Below are 18,511 nucleotides of genomic sequence, written 5' to 3' on the forward strand. Positions count from 1 at the left end.
GTCATCGCCAGCTCATTATTCTAAACACCCCCTTCAATACAAGGGGGTGTTTTTTTATATATATAAATTGAAATAAAGATATAAAAATAAAAGCCCTCATTAGAGGGGCTTGTATCAAACAATAGATTAAAGTTGTCGTCGAGCGTGTTTTAACGCAGTTCTTAGGCCTTCCTCTAGCGTTGGATGGTAGAAAGGGTGATCTAGAATTTCATCAACAGTAAGATCACTGGAGATAGCCCAAGCGAGCAAATGTGCTAAATGTTCTGCTGAATAACAAAGAAATTCTGCTCCGAGAAGTTTACGTGAGTATCGATCGACGTAAACCTCTACAGCCCCAATATTTTGTCCATTGACAATCGCTCGTCCTTGCTTTTCGTAGGATACGATACCTGTAACAAACTCATGATTGGCTTTACGCAGTGTGTGATAATTGGAGCCGATCCCTGCCATTTCTGGTGAGCTAAACATAATACCCAATGGGGTAAGACTTTTTTTATGACTCGATTGATGTTGATCGAGGCAATTATGAACCGCCAATTTACCTTCATAAGATGCTTCATGCTGGATAGGCGTTGCAGTAAAAGCATCACCTGCGATGTAAATGGGGTAGTCACCAAGCTGTTTAGTGATTGGATCAACAGGTAATTTCTTTAGATCAATGAATTCATCATTTATATGCTGAATATTTAAAGAATCTAAATTCGTGGTACGACCAGTCGCAGATAATAGGTAATCAACTTCTATAGATTGATTACTATCTTTTTCGATAAAGTTAATTTGAACTTTATCTTCGCCTAATTTCTCAACCTGCTCGGGTAAAATCTCATATTTGATATTTAATTCTTTTGAGAATATTTCTTGAGCTAGCGTTTGTAAGTCTGGGCTAGTCAATGAACCAATTTTTTTACTGCGAGCAAAAACTGTAGTTTCTACACCTAGACGCTGCATGGCTTGTGCAAGTTCGATTGCAATGACACCGCTTCCAATTACAGCTAAACTTTTTGGTAAAGTAGGTATTTCAAAGACTTGATCAGAAGTTAAATATAAATGGCCAAGTTTTTGTTGCCAATCTTGATTTACTGTTGGTCTTGAACCAACAGCGATAATGAACGATTTAGCTTGGTATTTCTTATTATTAACATTGATTGTGTTTGCATTTACAAATGTTGCGCGACCTGAAATTTTGTGCGCTGTAGGCCATGAATTAACGTCCTTCAGTGTTGCTTTTGTGAATCGATCACGTAATTGCTGTACATGTTGCATAACATCTTTAGTGTCAATTTGAGAAGAAATTTTTAGCCCAAGTTGCTCTGAAGTTCTCGCATTATATGCAAGATTAGCTGATGAAATTAGAACTTTACTCGGCATACAACCTACTCGAGCACAAGTGGTATCCCACGGACCGTCGTTCACAATAAGTATATTTTGTGTAGTTTTAATGGCTTCTTTATAAGCTGAAATACCAGCAGTACCAGCTCCAATAATAATGATATCGTACATATTGTATTGACTAAGAATGATTTGAATTCACTATATAAAAAAACCTTCGATGAAGAAGTTTTTTTTTCAATTTATTACACTTAAACCTTTAACTTTTGGTGATATCCACATTATTGAAAATTTGTATCATTTAAAACTAAGTATTTTCATGGTTGTTATTGAAATAAGATGAAAGAAAAAGGCGCTTGTGCGCCTTTAAAATGAATAAAATACATTTATCTTATAATGATGTACCTGCATGCACACCAACAGTTGGTTTTACATTCATCGATGTGCAACCGAGTAAAAGAAACGAACAACATAATGCAATACAAATTTTATTCATGAATAAGTCCTAATGAATTTGCTTTATTAAATAGTAACGTAGAACGACTACCTGACTTACATACTAAAAGTATAGGTTTAGGTAGACTATTGTAATACTTCGCAAACTCATGAACATCTGCATCTGTTATTTGACCTGAAATAACAGGTTGGTAAATCAAACTGATTTTAGACTTTTCGGCTAAAGCTCTTAATTCACTTGCAGTTGTTTCGTTACCTGATTCTTGATCAGGACGGTTAACGATCACAGACTTAAATCCCTGCTGCATTAAGGCATTGAATTTTGTAGCCGTCATATGACCCGATACACTCACAGATGGATTAAGTGCTTTACTGAGCGGTTCTGATGCTGAATGACTTAGCGTTACGATACTAAAAATGAAGGTGGAAAGGATGAATCTAAACCACATCTTAGTCATCAAGCAAATCCATTTGTTTTGCTAATTGGTAAAGATTGTTAGAGCGATTTCCCGTACGACAGAACATTAATACTGGTTTTGGTAGCTCATTGAAATGATTTGCAAAAGTACGAACATCAAGCTCAGTAATTTGACCTGCAACTACAGGTTGATATACATAATCTAAGCCTTGAGCGCGTGCAGCTTCTTCAATTTGGGCACTTGTTGGCTGTTCTGGTCCGCCTTCCATATCGGGGCGATTATTAATCACAGATTTAAATCCTTTTTCAACAACTTGGACTAAATGTTCTGGCCCAATTTGACCAGCAAAACCTACATTTTCACTCATTGCGTCACTCCCAAAATAAATTAAAAGACTATGCTACTATCATAGCATCTCGCTCAGATATGAGCTTTGATCGACACAAAAAATTTAAAATAAAAATCGTATGAATACATGCATGGAGCACCTATGTACGATTACACCGTAGAGCCGCTGTACGTACAAAAAGCAAATGAGTTGATCGCTGCTGACCTTTATTTGCCTGTCAAAGTTAAAAGACCTCCTGTGCTTATTATGGCGCATGGTTTTGCAGGATTACGTCAATTCAAACTAATCCAATATGCGCAACGTTTTGCTCAATCAGGTTTTGCGGTTGTACTCTTTGACTATCGTTGTTGGGGAGGTAGTACGGGTAAACCAAGAGAAATGATCTCTGTTCGTCAGCAGCTAGAAGATTGGTATGCTGTGATTGCGCATATCAAATTATTCCCTTTGGTTGATGGGCACCAGCTTTTCTTATGGGGAACGGGTCTGAGTGGCGGATATGTTCTAAAACTCGCATCTGAGTTAAATGGGATTCGGGCTGCAATAGCGCAAGTACCCTTTGTGGACGGAAATGCCAGCAGTAAAATTTATCCAATTCAACATATGGCGCAGGCTTTAAAGTTATCGAGTCAGGATTTAATGGCAGCCAAAGTTGGACGTGTTGGAAAAAAAATGCCTGTCGTTCATCCTTATGCATTAAGTTTTTACCCGAGTCAGGATAGTTATCAAGGGTATATGTCGATCGTTGATTCAAACTATTATTGGAGCGGTGAGGTGCCTGCAAGAGCTATGTTGGACGTCATACGATTTCGACCGATTACTACGGCAAGAAGTATTAAAATTCCTGTGTTATTTATTGCTGCCAAGAAAGATGCAGTTATTCCCATAGAAATTAGTCGTGAAACGGTAACCAATATGGCACCTTATGTGGAATACCATGAGTGGAATATGACACATTTTGATATTTATCAAGTAAATTGGATGGAAAGCGCAATCAAGCTTCAATTAGAATTCTTAGATCAAAATAGAGGAGTAAACTCATGATTGTTGTTTGTCCATCTTGTGGCGCAAAAAATCGTGTACCTGAAGATAAAATCCAATCTCAGCCGAATTGTGGTCAATGTCATGAGCATTTGATTCCGCTTGCCCCTATTGAGCTGAATGAGCAAAACTTTAGCAACTTTATTACCAACAGTGATTTACCAGTATTGATTGATCTCTGGGCAGAATGGTGCGGGCCTTGTAAAATGATGGCACCGCATTTTGCTGAAGTAGCCAAATCAAATCCGCATGTGGTTTTTGCGAAGATAGATACTGAAGCGAATCCGCGCTTAAGTGCTGCCTTTAATGTTCGTAGTATTCCAACGTTGGTATTGATGAATAAAACGAATGAAATTGCTAGAATAAGTGGTGCATTACGTGCAAATCAATTACGAGATTGGTTAAATCAGCAATTAAATGCTTAACCAATAGGCCAATATTTGGAGTGACTGTGTCAGATTCTCAACTTAAGCCAGAAGGTACATTATCCCTTCAAACCATTGCTATGCCTGCAGATACCAACTGGAGTGGGGATGTTTTTGGTGGTTGGATTGTTTCACAAATGGATTTGGCTGGAGCTATTCATGCAGAGCGTTATACAAAAGGTCGCTGTGCAACCATTGCAATTAATCAAATGACATTCCTTGTGCCTGTTAAGGTGGGTGATGTCATTAGTTGTTATACTAAAATTTTAAAGCTCGGAAATACCTCAATTCAAATGCAAATTGAAGTATGGGATAGTCACGACTCTTCACGTCCAGCGAAAAGAGTGACAGAAGGTGTTTTCACTTTTGTTGCGGTGGATGTGAAAGGGGCAAAACGCCAGATTCCAGATGATGTTAAACAAAAGTTTCAAGAATCTCTAAGCATCTAATCACAAAAAATCCCAACATCGTTGGGATTTTTTATTAGGGAAACTTTTTTAGGATCAATATGATCATGAGCTTTATTGCTTAAGTTGAGATTTTGCAATCCAAGCCCAGAGCATTTCACATTGAATTGGCTCTTCGCCAGATTCATCTGTCACGATCACCTTGACAAGGGTTTCACCTTTTTCAGACTCTTGCATCTGTTTTTGTTGATCATCAGTCAATGTAGCGACTGCGGTCATCGCACCTTTAGATGGGCGTTTGAAATCTACTTTTAAGCTTTTTATTAATACGATTGAGGTATCGGGTACATTCATGCCGGTAACAAAGCCTGTAGCTGTTTCAGCGATCAGCGCCATTGCGCATGCATGCACTTGACCAATATGGTTTTGCATTGCTTTATGGTTTTCGATTTTAACGACAACTTTAGCATGACTAACTTCAAGATAACGTAATTTGGCGGTTCCCACCATTGGAACGACACGGCCAAAAGCTTTGCTCCACAAAGTACTACGGATACCTTGTGGAAACTTAGATGTCGCTTTTACTAACTTAGATAAACGATTGCCTTTTGCCATGATCAGTTCCTATGATGGAGCAAAGAGATTAGTCTTTGAAGTTGTTAAATTGAAGTGGGATACCGAATTGTTGTTCTTTTAAGAACGCCATAACTTGTTGTAATGTATCGCGCTTCTTGTCAGTGACTCGGATTTTATCGCCCTGAATAGAAGATTGCACTTTGATACCACTTTCTTTAATGGCTTTATTAATTTTTTTTGCTGTATCAGAGTCAAGACCGTCTTTAAGTTTAATCACTTGAATGACATTTTTGCCAGATGCTGTCATTTTTTGCGGATCTAGTGCTTGAACGTCGACTTTACGTTTATAAAAGTGATTTTCCAGCATGTTGTAAACTTGCTCACATTGGAAGTCACTTTCAGTCGAGATCTTAATTTCTTTATTTTTTTCGTTTAATTCGATCGAAACGTCTTGACCACGGAAGTCGAAACGCGTTCCGATTTCCTTTTGTGTGTTTTGAACTGCATGATTTACTTCAAAAATCTCTAATTCTGAAACAATATCGAAAGATGGCATAGTTTAGACCTTTACAAATAGAAAGAATATCTGAGATGCTAGGGATGTTTTCTTCATTTGCCAAGTGTTGTTTACATCAAAGGAGTGCGCAATGATCCGTAAACAAGAAATTACAACATTTGAGTTCCCAGCTGACGCGATTATCTGGGATGTACGTGATACAAGTGCTTATGCTGAAGCACATGTGAAAGGAGCGGTGAACCAACCGATTTCCACACTTTCAGCAGAAAGCCTGACTCAAGTTGCAGCGGATCAACCGATTTACATTTTATGTGGCGGCGGAAGTAAAGCACCACGTGCTGCAGAACTATTAGAAGGCTTTGATAGTTCACGTGAATATGTGGTCTTAATGGGTGGTACTCGTGCTGCTCGTGAGGCAGGATTACCTTTAGAGCAAGGTTAATCATGGTTGAAAAAAAGCGCCTTATGGCGCTTTTTTAGTTTCAATAAATCATGGTGATTGAGTTTTAGCCTGAAAATATGGCTTCTTTATTCTTACTTTCTTTCTAAATCGATGAACATTGAGTTTATTGAGTAAAGTTTCAGATACAGGGCATGCTGTTTTTAAGATTTGAGCCACTAGAATTTCAGCACACAAAGGAGCAAATAAAAAGCCTTTAGAGCCCAAACCTGAGAGTGTATAAATTTCAGTATCAGATTTAACCTGACCTAAAAGCGGAAAATAATCCTGACTTTGTGCACGAACAGAAGCTCTACCATGCCAAGAATGATGGTCAGGAAATTGTGCAGCAATATCTGGTGCGAAATCTGCAAGTAACCTGTAGTTATGTTCATGATCTTCATCAAGAACATCTTGATCATCTCGATTAGGGTAAAAAGAAGCACCTAAAATGATTTGATGATCATTTAAAGGCATACAGTAGCCACCATAGCTATATGCTTCATTTTTCTTGAACTGTGTGGATGAAACATGGTTAAACCAGCTAACTTGACCACGTATTGGTTTTAAAATCGGGAAATCATCAAAAAGATTCATACTTTCACGGGCACAACAAATAATCACATGGTCAAATTGATATTGTTGTCCAACATGATCTGTTATACCGACTTGATGATTGGCAAGTAGATCCCACGATTTGATTGTCGCTTGCTGAAATTCGATCAGTTCATTCGATAAAATTTCTTTAGCCAAATCATGCGGTCTGATTGTTCCAGCCTGTTTCAGGGTGAGGAATGCTTGGTTGAACAGGCTATTTTCAGCGGCAGAATTTGCTTCGAGTATGTTTTCTGGATATTGATTTGCAAGATCGAGAAGTTCATCAACGTGTTTAAGAGGGATTTGATGGACTTGTGCTTCGTCAAAGGCTTTAAATTTTGAATAATGGTTCATCGCATGTTGCCATGCTAATGTCATCAAATGATCGGCACTTTGTTCAATAGGACAGAGTTTGGGATTCAATAAAGCCAGAGGATTTCCTGACGCGCCACTTAATGGCTCATGGCGGTCAAATAGGCTGACGCGGTGACCTCTTAATGCAAAGGCATAGGCACAACTTAAACCCGCAATTCCAGCGCCTACAATGCCTATACGGCGTTGAGAACTTGAGTGTGGTTTGTATTGGTAATCTTCGGGAGAGAGCTCACTTTTTTCAGCCTCTTCGTCTAAAGGCAGTAAAACTCCCTTTAGCATTTCACGTTTGTGTCCGAACCCTTTTGGGCGTGTAATTTTCACGCCGTGTTTTTTTAATCCTCTTTTGAGGATGCCAGCAACACTGAAAGAGGCAAAAGTAGTTCCAATATCTGATAGTCGAATAATTTGATTCAGAACTTGTTCTTCCCACATATCAGGATTGCAGGCAGGAGCGAATCCATCTAAAAACCATGCATTGACAGTGCTAGTTTTGGCAATAGCTGGAAAAACATCATGTGCATCACCTAACCAAATATCAATACTAAAACGCTCATCTGGAAAATGAAGGCGGTGGCATCCTGCAATCGGCAGTGGATATTGGGCAATGAGTTGATCTGATAAATGTTTCAGTTCAGGCCAAGCATTTAAAGCTCGGATCAGATCAGTCTTGCTCAATGGAAATTTTTCCACCGTAATGACATGCAGTTGACTATGATTATTTGGACGAATTGATTGCCAAAGTTGCCAAAGGGTGAGGATATTTAAACCCGTGCCGAAGCCAGTTTCTCCGACTGTGAAATGTTCAAATGGTTTTAAGTCCGATAGGCGTTCATGTAGATCATTACCATTGATAAAGACATGACGCGTTTCAAGAAGGCCATTGGCTTTTGAAAAATAAACATCACCGAAAACTTTAGAAACTGGAATATCGATTCCATCAACGAGTTGCCAATCGAGATCAGCAGTTTGAATGGCCTGAGTCAAAATTTGAAACCTTTGAAAAGCGTGTCAGTGGTTTACCACTGACGACGTCGTTTTGTATAGATGTAACTGGCAATAATAAAGCCGACAAAAATACCGACAGCCATTGTTGCTGCACCGTACAAAAACATTTGAGCACTACGTTCACTTTGAAGCACCTGAATTTGTACACCTAAATTATCATTTTTTAGTTGTAATTCTTGATTCTGTGCTAAAGCTTCTAGGTTTGCTTTTTCAAGCTGTTGGAGACGTGTTGCTTGGTCTTTGACTAAAGCCTTTACTTTTGCTTCTTGAAGCGCTTTATTTCGTGCAATTTGTTCAGCTGTAAGTGGCTTTGCAGGCGTAGCTGTTGCTGGCTGAGACTGTGCAGCTGGATTCGCTGGTGCAGCAGTAGTTGCTGCGGGTTCAGCCCAAGCTGAAGATACCAATGCAAAACTGATGAAAAGAGCAGAGCGTGTCAAATTCATCATCTTATTCATGTGGTAATGCTTTATTAAAAGGTTTTACGTCAATGCTGGCATAAATACCTTCTTTTAAAAAAGGCTCATCTGCTAACCATTCATCTAACGCTTCACGGCTTTCAAAATCTAAAATAAGGGTGCTGCCATAAAATCCAGCTTGTGGGTTATTACGATCTTTTGGCATCGCGCCAGCGACGATTACGCGACCTTCCTCAGCCAGTTTTTCAAGGCGTGCAAGGTGTTGTGGGCGTGTTGCTAAGCGTTTTTCAACAGTACCTTCTTGGTCGGTACACGTCACTACAAATAAGGGCATGGCGAAATCTCTATATCCTCTTTCAACACGATTATTCTTCTGCAGATTTAAAGTGTTTTCGTAAAATGATGAATTGAATAATGATAAATGAAAACATCACAATCATGTCACCAAAAGCAGTAAATTCACCCCAATATTTTCCATCCATGAACACGAAAGCAAAGAAAATATGCAATGATGCCATACCAACAAACATCGCGGCCCAAGCATAGTTTAAATTTTTCCATCCCTGCGGTGTTAAATTTAAAATAGGACCAAATAAGCGTTGAATGAGAGGTTTGCGGTCTTTACCAAAATAAGGTGAAATTAAGAAAGCACCAGCAAATACAAAATTCAAGATCGCTGCTTTGAGACGAATATAAAAATCATCACTCAACATGAGAGTAATCCCACCAAAAATCACCGTCATAAATAAAACAATCCATTGTTGTTTATCGAGATGAAATTTTTGGCGGACAAATAATGCACCGTAGACCACGAGCATAGAAATGATTAAGCCCGTTGTAGCAACGAGAATATGGTTATTATCGACGCCACCTGCAGAGCCGATCCATTGCAGTAAAGGGTGATTGTTATCTTTGGGATCGACAGTTTTGTAAAGCCAAAAGAAAATTATGAGTGGCACAAAGTCTAAAAGTGCTTTCATGTTAAAGTATCTATGCAGTTCAGGTGGATGGATTAGTATAAAAGATGCAAGGCGTAGATTTACACACACATAGTAATATTTCTGATGGAACTTTGTCGCCAGAGTTACTGGTTCAAGCTGCGCTCGAAAAAGGGATACATACCCTTGCACTGACTGACCACGATAGCATGGATGGTTTGGTTTTGGCTGAAAAAGTTGCAAAAAATCAACCAATTCAAATTATTTCAGGTGTGGAAATTTCAAGTCAGTGGTCTAGACCTTCGACCAAAAAAAGTTATGGTGTGCATGTGGTCGCACTGAATATGCAATCACCTGATCCTTTGCATAAGCTACTAGAACAACAAAAGATAATTCGAGCTGAACGTGCTCAACTCATCTGTGAATTGTTGAAGCCTCTTATTGGAGAGGATATTTACGCGGATGTGGTTGCGAAGGTCGAGGGTATACCTGATCGTGTGACACGAACCCATATTGCGAAGACGCTGGTCGAGAAGGGTCATGTTTCACGTCCGCAACAAGCTTTTGACAAATATATCAAGGAAGGTAAAAAAGCTTATGTTCAGTTTGAAGGACTTGGTCTGGAGGAAACGATACGTGTAATTCATGAGGCTCAAGGGTTTGCTGTTTTGGCACATCCTACCCGTTATGATTTATCTGCGACGAACATTCGTTATTTGATTGAAATATTTGCACGTTACGGAGGCGACGCAGTTGAGTTGCCACCTGCGATTGAGCCTACCTCGACGCGACAAATGGTAGACCGAATGATTGCCGAATTTGGGCTTAAAGTATCAGTTGGAAGTGATTTCCATGGAGATAATATGCCATGGATAAAATTGGGGAATATCCCTCAAGTGAAAGAGGGACAGGTTGGCATCTGGGAAAGTTTTATTGTATAGAAATTCTCTTATAACAACGGATAAGAGAATTTTAGGCGTTGATCAGACATTAAGTTGTCATGAATCAAAGTAAGTTGTGATCTTGGGCTTGGATCGGTGGAGGAGTTGGTTTTCCTAAAGTCCCGAGTAGTTCAATCTCGATTGTACGAACCATGGCATCGAGTGGAAGATCATTACTTTGCGTACCAAAAGGCTCTTCTATTTCAGAGCTGAGCGCATCAAGCCCCAAAAACGTATATGCTAAAATACCGACTAAAAGTGGCGTCGCCAAACCGAGCACCGAGCCTAAACTAAATGGAAGCATAAAACAGAAAAAATAAACGGTACGGTTTAAGAGTACTGAATAAGCATAAGGTAAAGGAGTTGTAGCAATACGATCACAGCCTGTTTGAACCAAACTTAATTCAGTTACATGTTGGTTCATTTGTGTATAAATAATGTCTGAAATTTCGCCTTCTTTCAGTGACTGCATCAACTCCCATTGAATCAAACTTAATGTGTATTGTGGTGCATTGGCTTGCTGGTAAAGTTGAGTTAAAGCTTGTGGGCTCATGCCACTGGTTTGATGCAAAGCATCGGGACTGACTGTTTGATGACGAAGACGGTCACGCAGTACGTTAGCAAAAACAATCATATGCTGAATTACACGTTCACGACGACCTTGCGGCAAGATCCGGCAGTCTCGATCGAAATGTCGAGCATTGGCGATTAAGCTTCCCCATAATTTACGCGCTTCCCACCAACGGTCATAACATGCCGAATTTTTGAAACCTAAAAAAATCGACAATACTACTCCGATCAGTGTAAACCCAACCAAAGGAATTTCAGGGAATCTATAGAGATTTATATATTCAATTCCCCCCACGATTGCTGAAATCAGCATAACGATTCCAAGTGGAGGTAATACCTTCGGTAAGATGGTTCCACGCCATGAAAATAATAGTTTTAGCGTATCGGTTTGATCACGAACAATCATGTAAATCAATCTTTCATTTTTCTATGATCTTCACTAGTTCAGCGAGTATTGTCAATGATAAAAAATGGAAACTTCGAGCAATTTTATTCTGTAATTTATAGACTTATTCTCGGATCAATTGGTGCTCCATAAAAGAGTAGCTGCCTTCGGTGGAAATGATGACATGATCGAGTAATTTAACCTCAATTAAATTACAAGCTCTACTTAAAGATTTCGTCAAATTGATATCGTCAATTGAGGGCTGAGGAATTCCTAAAGGATGATTATGTGCAATAATCACAGCACTCGCCTGAGTGTGGATGATATGTCGAATAAACTGATTAATTGAAACTGCACAGTGGTTAGTAGAACCAAAGAATAATTTTTTAAAATTAATTTTTCTGAGCCTTGCATCTAAACAGAGTACCGCGAAAATCTCTTGAGATTCGCCAATAAGTTCATAGCGAAGATAATCTTGAATTAAATCAGAGCGACTTAAATCAATTTGTTGGTTCAATTGATGTTGCAAGTAACGCCGTCCAAGCTCTTTTACAGCCATCAATTGAGAGTATTTAGTGTCTCCCATGCCATGGAACATGCGAATTTCGTCTATCGATGCATCAAACACTGCATTTAAGCTTCCAAAATGTTGCAACATCAATCTTGCTAATTCGACCGCAGAATGTTGTTGAGATCCTGATCTTAAAAAAATGGCGAGGAGTTCTGCATCAGAGAGGCTATGAGCACCTTGGCGGAGTAATCTTTCTCGCGGTCGTTCTTGTTCGGGCCATTGTTTGATCGAATTATTCATTATTATTCACTGTTTTAAATTATTTTAACTTTTGAATATTCACCAAGGTATATCTTGGGTGGCAGAATATTTAATGCTATTGTGAGCGCCACTGCAATAAAAAGGTGACGTGATCTTGAGTTTTGATCTTAGTGTGTTCTCCAATAAAAATATTATTCTTGCTGTTACTGGTGGTATCGCTGCTTATAAAAGTGCCATCTTAGTACGCCGACTTAAAGATTACGGATTTAATGTCCGAGTTGTAATGACTCAAGGTGCCCAAGCTTTTATTACGCCGCTTACCTTTCAAGCATTGTCGGGTAATCCAGTGCATACTGAACTTCTAGATACAGAAGCTGAAGCTGGAATGGGGCATATCGAATTGGCACGATGGGCGGATTTGGTGCTTGTCGCTCCTGCCAGTTGCGACAGTATTGCCAAATTTGCTTGTGGATTAGCGGATGATTTACTCAGTACACTCTATTTGGCAACAAAAGCACCTGTTTGGATCGCGCCTGCCATGAATCAACAAATGTGGGCGGCTAAAGCAACACAGCGCAATTTAAGTACTTTGGTTGAGGATGGTGTGCATGTCATTATGCCTGAGGCGGGTTCTCAAGCGTGTGGCGATGTTGGATTAGGACGTATGCCTGAGCCTGAAGATTTAGCTGAACAGGTACGAGAATATTTCCATAAAGCGCAGCGTGCAATTGCAGAAAAATTTGGCTTGCTGGCGGGTAAAAAAGTGACGATTACCGCAGGTCCAACTCGAGAGGCAATTGATCCAGTGCGTTATATTTCAAATCACAGCACTGGAAAAATGGGGTTTGCTATTGCTGCTGCATGTTATTCAGCAGGTGCTGAGGTGACACTGATCGCGGGTCCTGTCAGTTTAGATACACCGAATGGAGTCAAGCGTTTAAATGTATCTTCAGCGAGACAGATGCTTGATTTAAGCATGAATCAGTTGGAAACGGGATGTGATGTATTTATTGCGACAGCTGCCGTAGCGGATTATCGTGTCGCAGAAGTTGCGGAACATAAAATCAAAAAAGCTGGTGATGAGTTAGCTGTCTCTCTTGTTAAAAATCCTGATATCGTGGCGACGATAGCTTTGCAAGACAAACGTCCATTTATGGTCGGTTTTGCAGCAGAAACGCGTAATGTCGAAGAATATGCCGCAGGTAAATTGGTGGCTAAGAAGCTAGATATGATCGCATGCAATGATGTTTCAAGAGCAGATATTGGTTTTGCCTCAGATGAAAATGCGATGACCGTGTTTTTTGCTGAACAATATGAAATGGAAAAACGTGATCTTGAAAAAGCTTCAAAGCAAGAAATTGCACAGCAATTAGTTGAAGCTATCCATGATGCATTACATCAAGAAAAACAACCTGTTTAAATGTAGGATATAAAAAAGACCGCAAATGCGGTCTTTTTTATAAGGGTAAAGTTAATCAGACGATTAAGCTTGACCTTCAGCAGCGGCAGCTTGAGCACGTTGCATGTTTGCCTCGAATTCAGCATCGAAGTTAATCGGTGTAAGAAGTAATTGAGGGAAGCTACCTTTAGTTACAAGATCATTCACCGCTTCACGAAGGAATGGGAACAAAATATTAGGGCAATAAGCACCAAGAATGTACGGAAGACGTTCATCTTCAACGCCATCAATCAAGAAAATACCTGATTGTGTTACGTCTACGATAAATGCAGTTTCACCTGCATTCGCAGCTTGTACAACCACTTTTAAAGAAACTTCAAAATGAGTTGGATCTACTTTTTCAGCTGATGAAGAAAGATTGATGTTTAACTCAGGTTGCCATTCTTTTGTAAAAACCGCAGCACCAGGAACTTCAAAAGAAATGTCTTTTGTATAAATACGTTCTAATGCTAATTGTGGTTGAACTTGTTGTTCTTCACTCATTCTTAATTCCTTAGATTTAGTGATTATGCCAATAATTCGTCTAGTTTACCTTCACGCTCTAAAGCATAAAGTTGGTCGAAACCACCGATGAATTGATCTTTAATAAAAATTTGTGGCACTGTGCGGTGGTTGGTTTTTTGCATTAACTCAACACGAACCTCAGGTGCTTCTTTTGATAAATTAATTTCTTTGTACTCAATGCCTTTACGTTCAAGGAGTTGCTTTGCACGTACGCAATAAGGACACATCGTTGTTGAATATACAGTCACTTGAGCTGTCATTTTACAAACTCCTTAAGCTTTTTTGCTTTTTACTAAAGGTAAGCCTTGAGCTTTCCAGTTACTGATACCACCGTCTAAACGATAACTATCTGTATGACCGACTTGTTGTAGAGCAGAGCCTGCAACTTGGCCTAAATTACAAATGAATACCAATGGACGGTCCGCAGCTTTTAATTCTTCAACATTTGCAGCAATTTGACTATATGGAATATTACGACTACCGCTAATATGACCTTCACGGAAATCTTTAGCATCGCGCAAATCAATCAGCATCGCATTTTTAGCTTTCACTAAAATTCCGAGCGATTGTGGAGAAATTTTACGACCACTACGTTGTCCTTCAAAAACGAAAAACAAAACAATAAGGGCCCCTAAAATTGCAAATAAAAAGGGGTGATTCCCCATAAATTCGAACCAACGTTCCACAAATCACCTAATGACTAATTAAAAACTGCGTTGAGTATAACGTATATATATGGTGATCAAAATCACCGCTTCAAGGGCGTGCTTAAAGAAAACTAATTTTTTTGTTGCGCCTCAGTAATCTCATCAATTAGACGTAGATAACTTTCTAAACGTCTTTGTAAAATATCACCATTTTTGACACCTTCTTTAAGCGCACATTGCTTTTCGTGCGTATGGGTGCAATTGCGATACTGACAATGTCCTAAGAGTGCAGAAATTTCAGGAAAGCCACCATCGATTTTCTCATGATCTAAATGCCATAAGCCAAATTCACGAATACCTGGGGAATCGATTAAAGCACCATTTTCACCAAAACGAATTAAACGTGTTGAGGTCGTAGTATGTTGACCGAGTGCGGAGTTTTCTGAAATGACATTGGTTTTTTGATCAGCATCAGGAATGATGGCATTAATAAGTGTACTTTTCCCAACACCTGATTGACCTACAAATGCAACAGTTTGGTTGTCAATACGTTGAATCAACTCATCTAAATTACCATTGGATTGGGTCAGGATGAAATCATAACCAAGTTGACGATATTCTTCTGCTAACAGCAAAATTGGATCATTTTCTTTCAGTAAATCACATTTGTTTAATACTAATAAAGCTGGAATATTGGCATCTTCACATGCAACCAAATAACGATCAATTAGGGTTGGTGCAGGTTCTGGTAACGGTGCAATCACAATGACGATCAGGCTGATATTTGCAGCTACTGGTTTTACTTTGTGATAACGATCTGGGCGAGTCAACAAGGATTGTCGCGGTTGAATCGCTGTGATAATACCTAAGCCAGTATTTGGATCTGCTTGCCATTTTACGCGATCACCTGTAACCAATAATTCTAAATTGGTACGGGTATGACAGCGCCAAACGCTATTCAATTCAATAGGTTTCCAAAAAGGTTCTGGCTCACCTTCTTTGGTATCTGGTTTTATTGGATGTTGATCAGGCAAGGAGAGGGCTTGTACTTCGAGTTGTCGACCATAGTGTTGGACCACTAAGCCTTCTAAGTCGTGAGACGTGTCGATTTCTTCTTGACGTGTTTGATGTTGTTTCTGAATACGACGTTGTTGTTGCTCTGTCAAACGACGCTTACGAATTAAAGCCATTCACAACCTAAAAAACCTTGAAATTTAGATGGCAAAAATAGCATGATGAGCCATGGATTTACAGCCAAGATCGGAATAATTTGCTACTATCCATCTTTAATTTAGCCCAATAAGATTGCACTTTATGAGCAGCACCCCAGATACCCGCTTAATTTGGATCGACCTTGAAATGACAGGGTTAGATACAGACAATGATCAAATTATTGAAATTGCAACGATTATTACAGATGATCATTTAAATATCCTTGCTGAAGGCCCAGTGTTAGCTGTACATCAGTCAGATATTATTTTAAATGCGATGGATGAGTGGAATACACGTCAGCACGGGCAATCTGGACTTATTGAACGCGTACGCCGTAGTAAGTTAACTGCGCAAGATGCTGAGCAACAAACACTTGAATTCTTAAAAAAATGGGTCAATCCAAAATCATCTCCAATGTGTGGAAACTCAATTTGCCAAGATCGCCGTTTCTTACATCGTTTAATGCCAGAGCTTGAGCAGTTCTTCCATTACCGTAATTTGGATGTGTCTTCTGTTAAAGAGTTAGCAAAACGCTGGCGCCCAGAAATTATGAGTGGTTTAAAGAAAAATGCTTCTCATCTTGCGATGGATGATATTCGCGACTCAATTGCTGAATTGAAGTATTACCGTCAATATTTTTTCATCTCAAATAATTAAAAAGTTCTGTTGAAATTTTAGAAAAGGGGCTAAGGCCTCTTTTTTTATAGATTTTATAAATGATCGAAAGAACAAAGTATTAATTAAAATGTTTAAAAGTTGATAGCAAAAAATAAACTGATTTTTATGCTGATAGATCTCAGAATAGTGAAAATTTAAGAATGATAACAGAGACTAAGTTATGCAAAGTAGTAATCCGATTTTAACCCGTGTAGAGACGGTATCCAATTATCAACAACCCATGACCATTCAAGGTGCGATTCAGAAATCTGTTGTATTAACTGTGATTTCGGCAGCGGTGGGTATCGCGCTGTTTATTTATAGTTTTATGACTTTAAATGTATCACTCGCCTATGCTAGTGCGATGGTGGGGGCGATTGGTGGATTCATTCTGGCACTCATTACTACTTTTAAGCCGAATACTGCTCGAACTTTAGCTATTCCATATGCTTTATTTCAAGGTGCTTTTTTAGGGGGGATTTCAGTCATATTTCAACTGAAATACCCTGGTGTTCCTTTAAAGGCCTTGCTCGCAACATTTGTCACGACTTTGGTGATGTTCGCGCTTTATCGGTTTCAAATTATTCGTGCGACTGAGAAATTTAAAGCGGTTGTGTTGTCAGCCACCATTGCGATTGCGATTGTATTTGTTCTCCAATTTATTATGAGTCTAGCTTTTGGTTCGAGCATTCCATATATATTTGATAATAATTGGCTAGGTTTAGGATTTGCAGCTTTTGTCGCCATTATTGCATCATTAAATCTAATTTTAGATTTCGACCTGATTGAAAATGCCGCAGCTCAATACGCGCCTAAAGCGATGGAATGGTTATGCGGTATTGCCTTGTTAGCCACTTTAGTTTGGATGTATTTCTCTTTTTTGCGTTTAATTGGTCTACTGTCTAGTAATGACTAATGCAGTTCAGCTAAGGCGTGTAAAAAGATCAGACTGATGTCTGATCTTTTTTTAGCGTCTAATTCGGTTTAACAATTTTTTGAAAAAAGATGCATTATGCAATTTCGTAAATGCTCTAGACTTGGCATCATGCATGAAAATTAATTTGAGTGAGAGTCACATGGCACAAGGACTATTAGCAGGTAAACGTTTTTTAATCGCGGGTGTTGCGAGTAAATTGTCGATTGCATTCGGTGTTGCAGAAGCTTTACACCGTGAAGGTGCAGAATTGGCATTTACCTATCCTAATGAAAAAATGAAGAAGCGTGTTGATGACTTTGCTGAACAGTTTGGTTCAAAACTAGTTTTTCCATGTGATGTTGCTGTTGATGCTGAAATCGAACAGGCATTTGCTGAATTAGCAAAACATTGGGATGGTTTGGATGGCGTAGTGCATTCAATTGGTTTTGCACCAGCACATACTTTAGATGGTGATTTTACTGAAGTTACTGATCGTGAAGGTTTTAAAATCGCGCATGACATCAGTGCCTATAGCTTTATTGCCATGGCTCGTGCGGCAAAACCACTTTTAACTGCTCGTCAGGGCTGTTTGCTCACACTCACTTACCAAGGTTCAGAGCGTGTGATGCCAAACTATAATGTTATGGGATTGGCGAAAGCATCTTTAGAGGCTGGCGTTCGTTACTTGGCTTCAAGTTTGGGTGCTGAAGGAATTCGTGTAAATGCGATTTCAGCTGGTCCAATTCGTACGCTTGCGGCTTCAGGTATCAAGTCTTTCCGTAAGATGCTTGATCTGAATGAAAAGGTTGCACCTTTAAAGCGTAATGTCACGATTGAAGATGTAGGTAATGCGGCATTGTTCTTGTGTTCACCATGGGCAAATGGTATTACTGGCGAAATTTTATATGTAGATGCTGGTTACAATACAGTTGGTATGAGTGCAGATTTAATGCTAACAGAATAAATCTCATCGTAAGAAGAAATAAAAATCGGCAATTTTATTGCCGATTTTTTTACATTTTTTAAAGTTCATTTATGTAACCAAGACTAGGTAAATCGTATTTTTTTTGATTAAATATTAAGAAATTCTTTAGCCTTACTAAATTATAAAAGACAGATAATAACCATGCTTGCCAACATCTTTTCGGCATTGGAACAGCTC

The 18,511-nt window shown here is 39.1% G+C and carries 24 protein-coding genes; 9 read left to right on the top strand and 15 right to left on the bottom strand.

The window, feature by feature from the left end; translation table 11 throughout:
* Positions 1-126 precede the first annotated feature (126 nt).
* The 3 genes from AC1M89_RS14445 to AC1M89_RS14455 form a co-directional block, all read right to left on the bottom strand.
* Complete coding sequence (locus AC1M89_RS14445; protein WP_481614380.1) at positions 127-1,500, bottom strand: dihydrolipoyl dehydrogenase; 1,374 nt, start codon at positions 1,498-1,500, stop codon at positions 127-129.
* A 317-nt stretch (positions 1,501-1,817) separates the two neighbouring features.
* Positions 1,818-2,243 (bottom strand): protein tyrosine phosphatase family protein, encoded by a 426-nt coding sequence (locus AC1M89_RS14450; protein WP_180000531.1) that lies wholly within the window; start codon positions 2,241-2,243, stop codon positions 1,818-1,820.
* Positions 2,236-2,571, bottom strand: a complete 336-nt coding sequence (locus AC1M89_RS14455; RefSeq protein WP_035269714.1) for a protein tyrosine phosphatase family protein — start codon at positions 2,569-2,571, stop codon at positions 2,236-2,238. The genes AC1M89_RS14450 and AC1M89_RS14455 overlap by 8 nt, the downstream gene beginning before the upstream one ends.
* Positions 2,572-2,694: 123 nt before the next feature.
* On the opposite strand from AC1M89_RS14455, the gene AC1M89_RS14460 reads away from it, so the two are divergent.
* The 3 genes from AC1M89_RS14460 (at position 2,695) to AC1M89_RS14470 (ending at position 4,465) form a co-directional block, all read left to right on the top strand.
* Positions 2,695-3,594 (top strand): alpha/beta hydrolase, encoded by a 900-nt coding sequence (locus AC1M89_RS14460; protein WP_481609327.1) that lies wholly within the window; start codon positions 2,695-2,697, stop codon positions 3,592-3,594.
* Entirely contained in the window at positions 3,591-4,016 is a 426-nt protein-coding gene (gene trxC, locus AC1M89_RS14465) for a thioredoxin TrxC (RefSeq protein WP_481589621.1), read from the top strand. The genes AC1M89_RS14460 and trxC overlap by 4 nt, the downstream gene beginning before the upstream one ends.
* An 80-nt stretch (positions 4,017-4,096) precedes the next feature.
* Complete coding sequence (locus AC1M89_RS14470; RefSeq protein WP_218945426.1) at positions 4,097-4,465, top strand: acyl-CoA thioesterase; 369 nt, start codon at positions 4,097-4,099, stop codon at positions 4,463-4,465.
* 72 nt (positions 4,466-4,537) lie between these two features.
* Here AC1M89_RS14470 and AC1M89_RS14475 read toward each other — a convergent pair whose 3' ends face one another.
* A complete protein-coding gene (locus AC1M89_RS14475; protein WP_035269707.1) occupies positions 4,538-5,038 on the bottom strand; it encodes a DUF4442 domain-containing protein in 501 nt (166 codons plus the stop codon).
* A gap of 28 nt (positions 5,039-5,066) precedes the next feature.
* Positions 5,067-5,555 carry a YajQ family cyclic di-GMP-binding protein gene (locus tag AC1M89_RS14480; protein WP_035269703.1) on the bottom strand — a complete coding sequence of 163 codons (489 nt, stop codon included), beginning with the start codon at positions 5,553-5,555 and terminating at the stop codon, positions 5,067-5,069.
* Positions 5,556-5,646: 91 nt separating this feature from the next.
* On the opposite strand from AC1M89_RS14480, the gene AC1M89_RS14485 reads away from it, so the two are divergent.
* Positions 5,647-5,958 carry a rhodanese-like domain-containing protein gene (locus tag AC1M89_RS14485; protein WP_092768890.1) on the top strand — a complete coding sequence of 104 codons (312 nt, stop codon included), beginning with the start codon at positions 5,647-5,649 and terminating at the stop codon, positions 5,956-5,958.
* 48 nt (positions 5,959-6,006) lie between these two features.
* Here the strand turns inward: AC1M89_RS14485 and mnmC are convergent, their stop codons facing one another.
* From mnmC to AC1M89_RS14505, 4 genes are read right to left on the bottom strand one after another with little or no spacing between them, the layout of a single operon-like run.
* Positions 6,007-7,911 carry a bifunctional tRNA (5-methylaminomethyl-2-thiouridine)(34)-methyltransferase MnmC2/FAD-dependent 5-carboxymethylaminomethyl-2-thiouridine(34) oxidoreductase MnmC1 gene (gene mnmC / locus AC1M89_RS14490; protein WP_481592476.1) on the bottom strand — a complete coding sequence of 635 codons (1,905 nt, stop codon included), beginning with the start codon at positions 7,909-7,911 and terminating at the stop codon, positions 6,007-6,009.
* 32 nt (positions 7,912-7,943) lie between these two features.
* Positions 7,944-8,378, bottom strand: coding sequence for an SH3 domain-containing protein (locus AC1M89_RS14495; RefSeq protein ID WP_092768912.1), 435 nt, complete (start codon positions 8,376-8,378; stop codon positions 7,944-7,946).
* Between the two features lies 1 nt (position 8,379).
* Positions 8,380-8,682: a YciI family protein gene (locus AC1M89_RS14500; RefSeq protein WP_035269693.1), complete on the bottom strand. Its 303-nt coding sequence runs from the start codon at positions 8,680-8,682 to the stop codon at positions 8,380-8,382.
* 31 nt (positions 8,683-8,713) lie between these two features.
* A complete protein-coding gene (locus tag AC1M89_RS14505; RefSeq protein WP_035269690.1) occupies positions 8,714-9,328 on the bottom strand; it encodes an inner membrane-spanning protein YciB in 615 nt (204 codons plus the stop codon).
* Positions 9,329-9,372: 44 nt separating this feature from the next.
* Here AC1M89_RS14505 and AC1M89_RS14510 point away from each other — a divergent pair, with 44 nt between their 5' ends.
* A complete protein-coding gene (locus AC1M89_RS14510) occupies positions 9,373-10,227 on the top strand; it encodes a PHP domain-containing protein (RefSeq protein ID WP_035269688.1) in 855 nt (284 codons plus the stop codon).
* A 64-nt stretch (positions 10,228-10,291) separates the two neighbouring features.
* Here AC1M89_RS14510 and AC1M89_RS14515 read toward each other — a convergent pair whose 3' ends face one another.
* Complete coding sequence (locus AC1M89_RS14515; protein WP_035269686.1) at positions 10,292-11,203, bottom strand: bestrophin family protein; 912 nt, start codon at positions 11,201-11,203, stop codon at positions 10,292-10,294.
* 103 nt (positions 11,204-11,306) lie between these two features.
* Positions 11,307-11,993: a RadC family protein gene (radC, locus tag AC1M89_RS14520; protein ID WP_035269684.1), complete on the bottom strand. Its 687-nt coding sequence runs from the start codon at positions 11,991-11,993 to the stop codon at positions 11,307-11,309.
* A gap of 115 nt (positions 11,994-12,108) precedes the next feature.
* Between radC and coaBC the strand changes: the two genes are divergently transcribed.
* A complete protein-coding gene (gene coaBC, locus AC1M89_RS14525; RefSeq protein ID WP_481614381.1) occupies positions 12,109-13,374 on the top strand; it encodes a bifunctional phosphopantothenoylcysteine decarboxylase/phosphopantothenate--cysteine ligase CoaBC in 1,266 nt (421 codons plus the stop codon).
* 63 nt (positions 13,375-13,437) lie between these two features.
* Here the strand turns inward: coaBC and secB are convergent, their stop codons facing one another.
* The 4 genes from secB to rsgA all read right to left on the bottom strand — a co-directional run bounded on the left by secB (position 13,438) and on the right by rsgA (position 15,754).
* Positions 13,438-13,896, bottom strand: a complete 459-nt coding sequence (secB, locus tag AC1M89_RS14530) for a protein-export chaperone SecB (RefSeq protein ID WP_035270796.1) — start codon at positions 13,894-13,896, stop codon at positions 13,438-13,440.
* Between the two features lie 23 nt (positions 13,897-13,919).
* The gene (gene grxC / locus AC1M89_RS14535) at positions 13,920-14,177 is read right to left on the bottom strand and encodes a glutaredoxin 3 (RefSeq protein WP_035270794.1); all 258 of its coding nucleotides are present in this window, start codon (positions 14,175-14,177) and stop codon (positions 13,920-13,922) included.
* Between the two features lie 12 nt (positions 14,178-14,189).
* Positions 14,190-14,603, bottom strand: a complete 414-nt coding sequence (locus AC1M89_RS14540) for a rhodanese-like domain-containing protein (protein ID WP_035270792.1) — start codon at positions 14,601-14,603, stop codon at positions 14,190-14,192.
* A 92-nt stretch (positions 14,604-14,695) separates the two neighbouring features.
* On the bottom strand, positions 14,696-15,754 hold the full coding sequence (rsgA, locus tag AC1M89_RS14545) for a ribosome small subunit-dependent GTPase A (protein ID WP_180000511.1): 1,059 nt from the start codon (positions 15,752-15,754) through the stop codon (positions 14,696-14,698).
* A gap of 124 nt (positions 15,755-15,878) precedes the next feature.
* Here rsgA and orn point away from each other — a divergent pair, with 124 nt between their 5' ends.
* The 3 genes from orn to AC1M89_RS14560 all read left to right on the top strand — a co-directional run bounded on the left by orn (position 15,879) and on the right by AC1M89_RS14560 (position 18,313).
* Entirely contained in the window at positions 15,879-16,433 is a 555-nt protein-coding gene (gene orn / locus AC1M89_RS14550; RefSeq protein WP_035270788.1) for an oligoribonuclease, read from the top strand.
* Between the two features lie 181 nt (positions 16,434-16,614).
* The gene (locus AC1M89_RS14555; protein WP_035270860.1) at positions 16,615-17,349 is read left to right on the top strand and encodes a Bax inhibitor-1/YccA family protein; all 735 of its coding nucleotides are present in this window, start codon (positions 16,615-16,617) and stop codon (positions 17,347-17,349) included.
* 160 nt (positions 17,350-17,509) lie between these two features.
* Positions 17,510-18,313 (top strand): enoyl-ACP reductase FabI, encoded by an 804-nt coding sequence (locus AC1M89_RS14560; RefSeq protein WP_092768909.1) that lies wholly within the window; start codon positions 17,510-17,512, stop codon positions 18,311-18,313.
* Positions 18,314-18,511 lie beyond the last annotated feature (198 nt).

The organism is Acinetobacter sp. ANC_7635 (assembly GCF_056779945.1).

Bases quoted from the DNA above. Each gene is read 5' to 3' on its own strand.
- AC1M89_RS14445 (WP_481614380.1), bottom strand. From the start codon at position 1,500: ATGTACGATATCATTATTATTGGAGCTGGTACTGCTGGTATTTCAGCT.
- AC1M89_RS14450 (WP_180000531.1), bottom strand. From the start codon at position 2,243: ATGACTAAGATGTGGTTTAGATTCATCCTTTCCACCTTCATTTTTAGT.
- AC1M89_RS14455 (WP_035269714.1), bottom strand. From the start codon at position 2,571: ATGAGTGAAAATGTAGGTTTTGCTGGTCAAATTGGGCCAGAACATTTA.
- AC1M89_RS14460 (WP_481609327.1), top strand. From the start codon at position 2,695: ATGTACGATTACACCGTAGAGCCGCTGTACGTACAAAAAGCAAATGAG.
- trxC (WP_481589621.1), top strand. From the start codon at position 3,591: ATGATTGTTGTTTGTCCATCTTGTGGCGCAAAAAATCGTGTACCTGAA.
- AC1M89_RS14470 (WP_218945426.1), top strand. From the start codon at position 4,097: ATGCCTGCAGATACCAACTGGAGTGGGGATGTTTTTGGTGGTTGGATT.
- AC1M89_RS14475 (WP_035269707.1), bottom strand. From the start codon at position 5,038: ATGGCAAAAGGCAATCGTTTATCTAAGTTAGTAAAAGCGACATCTAAG.
- AC1M89_RS14480 (WP_035269703.1), bottom strand. From the start codon at position 5,555: ATGCCATCTTTCGATATTGTTTCAGAATTAGAGATTTTTGAAGTAAAT.
- AC1M89_RS14485 (WP_092768890.1), top strand. From the start codon at position 5,647: ATGATCCGTAAACAAGAAATTACAACATTTGAGTTCCCAGCTGACGCG.
- AC1M89_RS14495 (WP_092768912.1), bottom strand. From the start codon at position 8,378: ATGATGAATTTGACACGCTCTGCTCTTTTCATCAGTTTTGCATTGGTA.
- AC1M89_RS14500 (WP_035269693.1), bottom strand. From the start codon at position 8,682: ATGCCCTTATTTGTAGTGACGTGTACCGACCAAGAAGGTACTGTTGAA.
- AC1M89_RS14505 (WP_035269690.1), bottom strand. From the start codon at position 9,328: ATGAAAGCACTTTTAGACTTTGTGCCACTCATAATTTTCTTTTGGCTT.
- AC1M89_RS14510 (WP_035269688.1), top strand. From the start codon at position 9,373: ATGCAAGGCGTAGATTTACACACACATAGTAATATTTCTGATGGAACT.
- AC1M89_RS14515 (WP_035269686.1), bottom strand. From the start codon at position 11,203: ATGATTGTTCGTGATCAAACCGATACGCTAAAACTATTATTTTCATGG.
- radC (WP_035269684.1), bottom strand. From the start codon at position 11,993: ATGAATAATTCGATCAAACAATGGCCCGAACAAGAACGACCGCGAGAA.
- secB (WP_035270796.1), bottom strand. From the start codon at position 13,896: ATGAGTGAAGAACAACAAGTTCAACCACAATTAGCATTAGAACGTATT.
- grxC (WP_035270794.1), bottom strand. From the start codon at position 14,177: ATGACAGCTCAAGTGACTGTATATTCAACAACGATGTGTCCTTATTGC.
- rsgA (WP_180000511.1), bottom strand. From the start codon at position 15,754: ATGGCTTTAATTCGTAAGCGTCGTTTGACAGAGCAACAACAACGTCGT.
- orn (WP_035270788.1), top strand. From the start codon at position 15,879: ATGAGCAGCACCCCAGATACCCGCTTAATTTGGATCGACCTTGAAATG.
- AC1M89_RS14555 (WP_035270860.1), top strand. From the start codon at position 16,615: ATGCAAAGTAGTAATCCGATTTTAACCCGTGTAGAGACGGTATCCAAT.
- AC1M89_RS14560 (WP_092768909.1), top strand. From the start codon at position 17,510: ATGGCACAAGGACTATTAGCAGGTAAACGTTTTTTAATCGCGGGTGTT.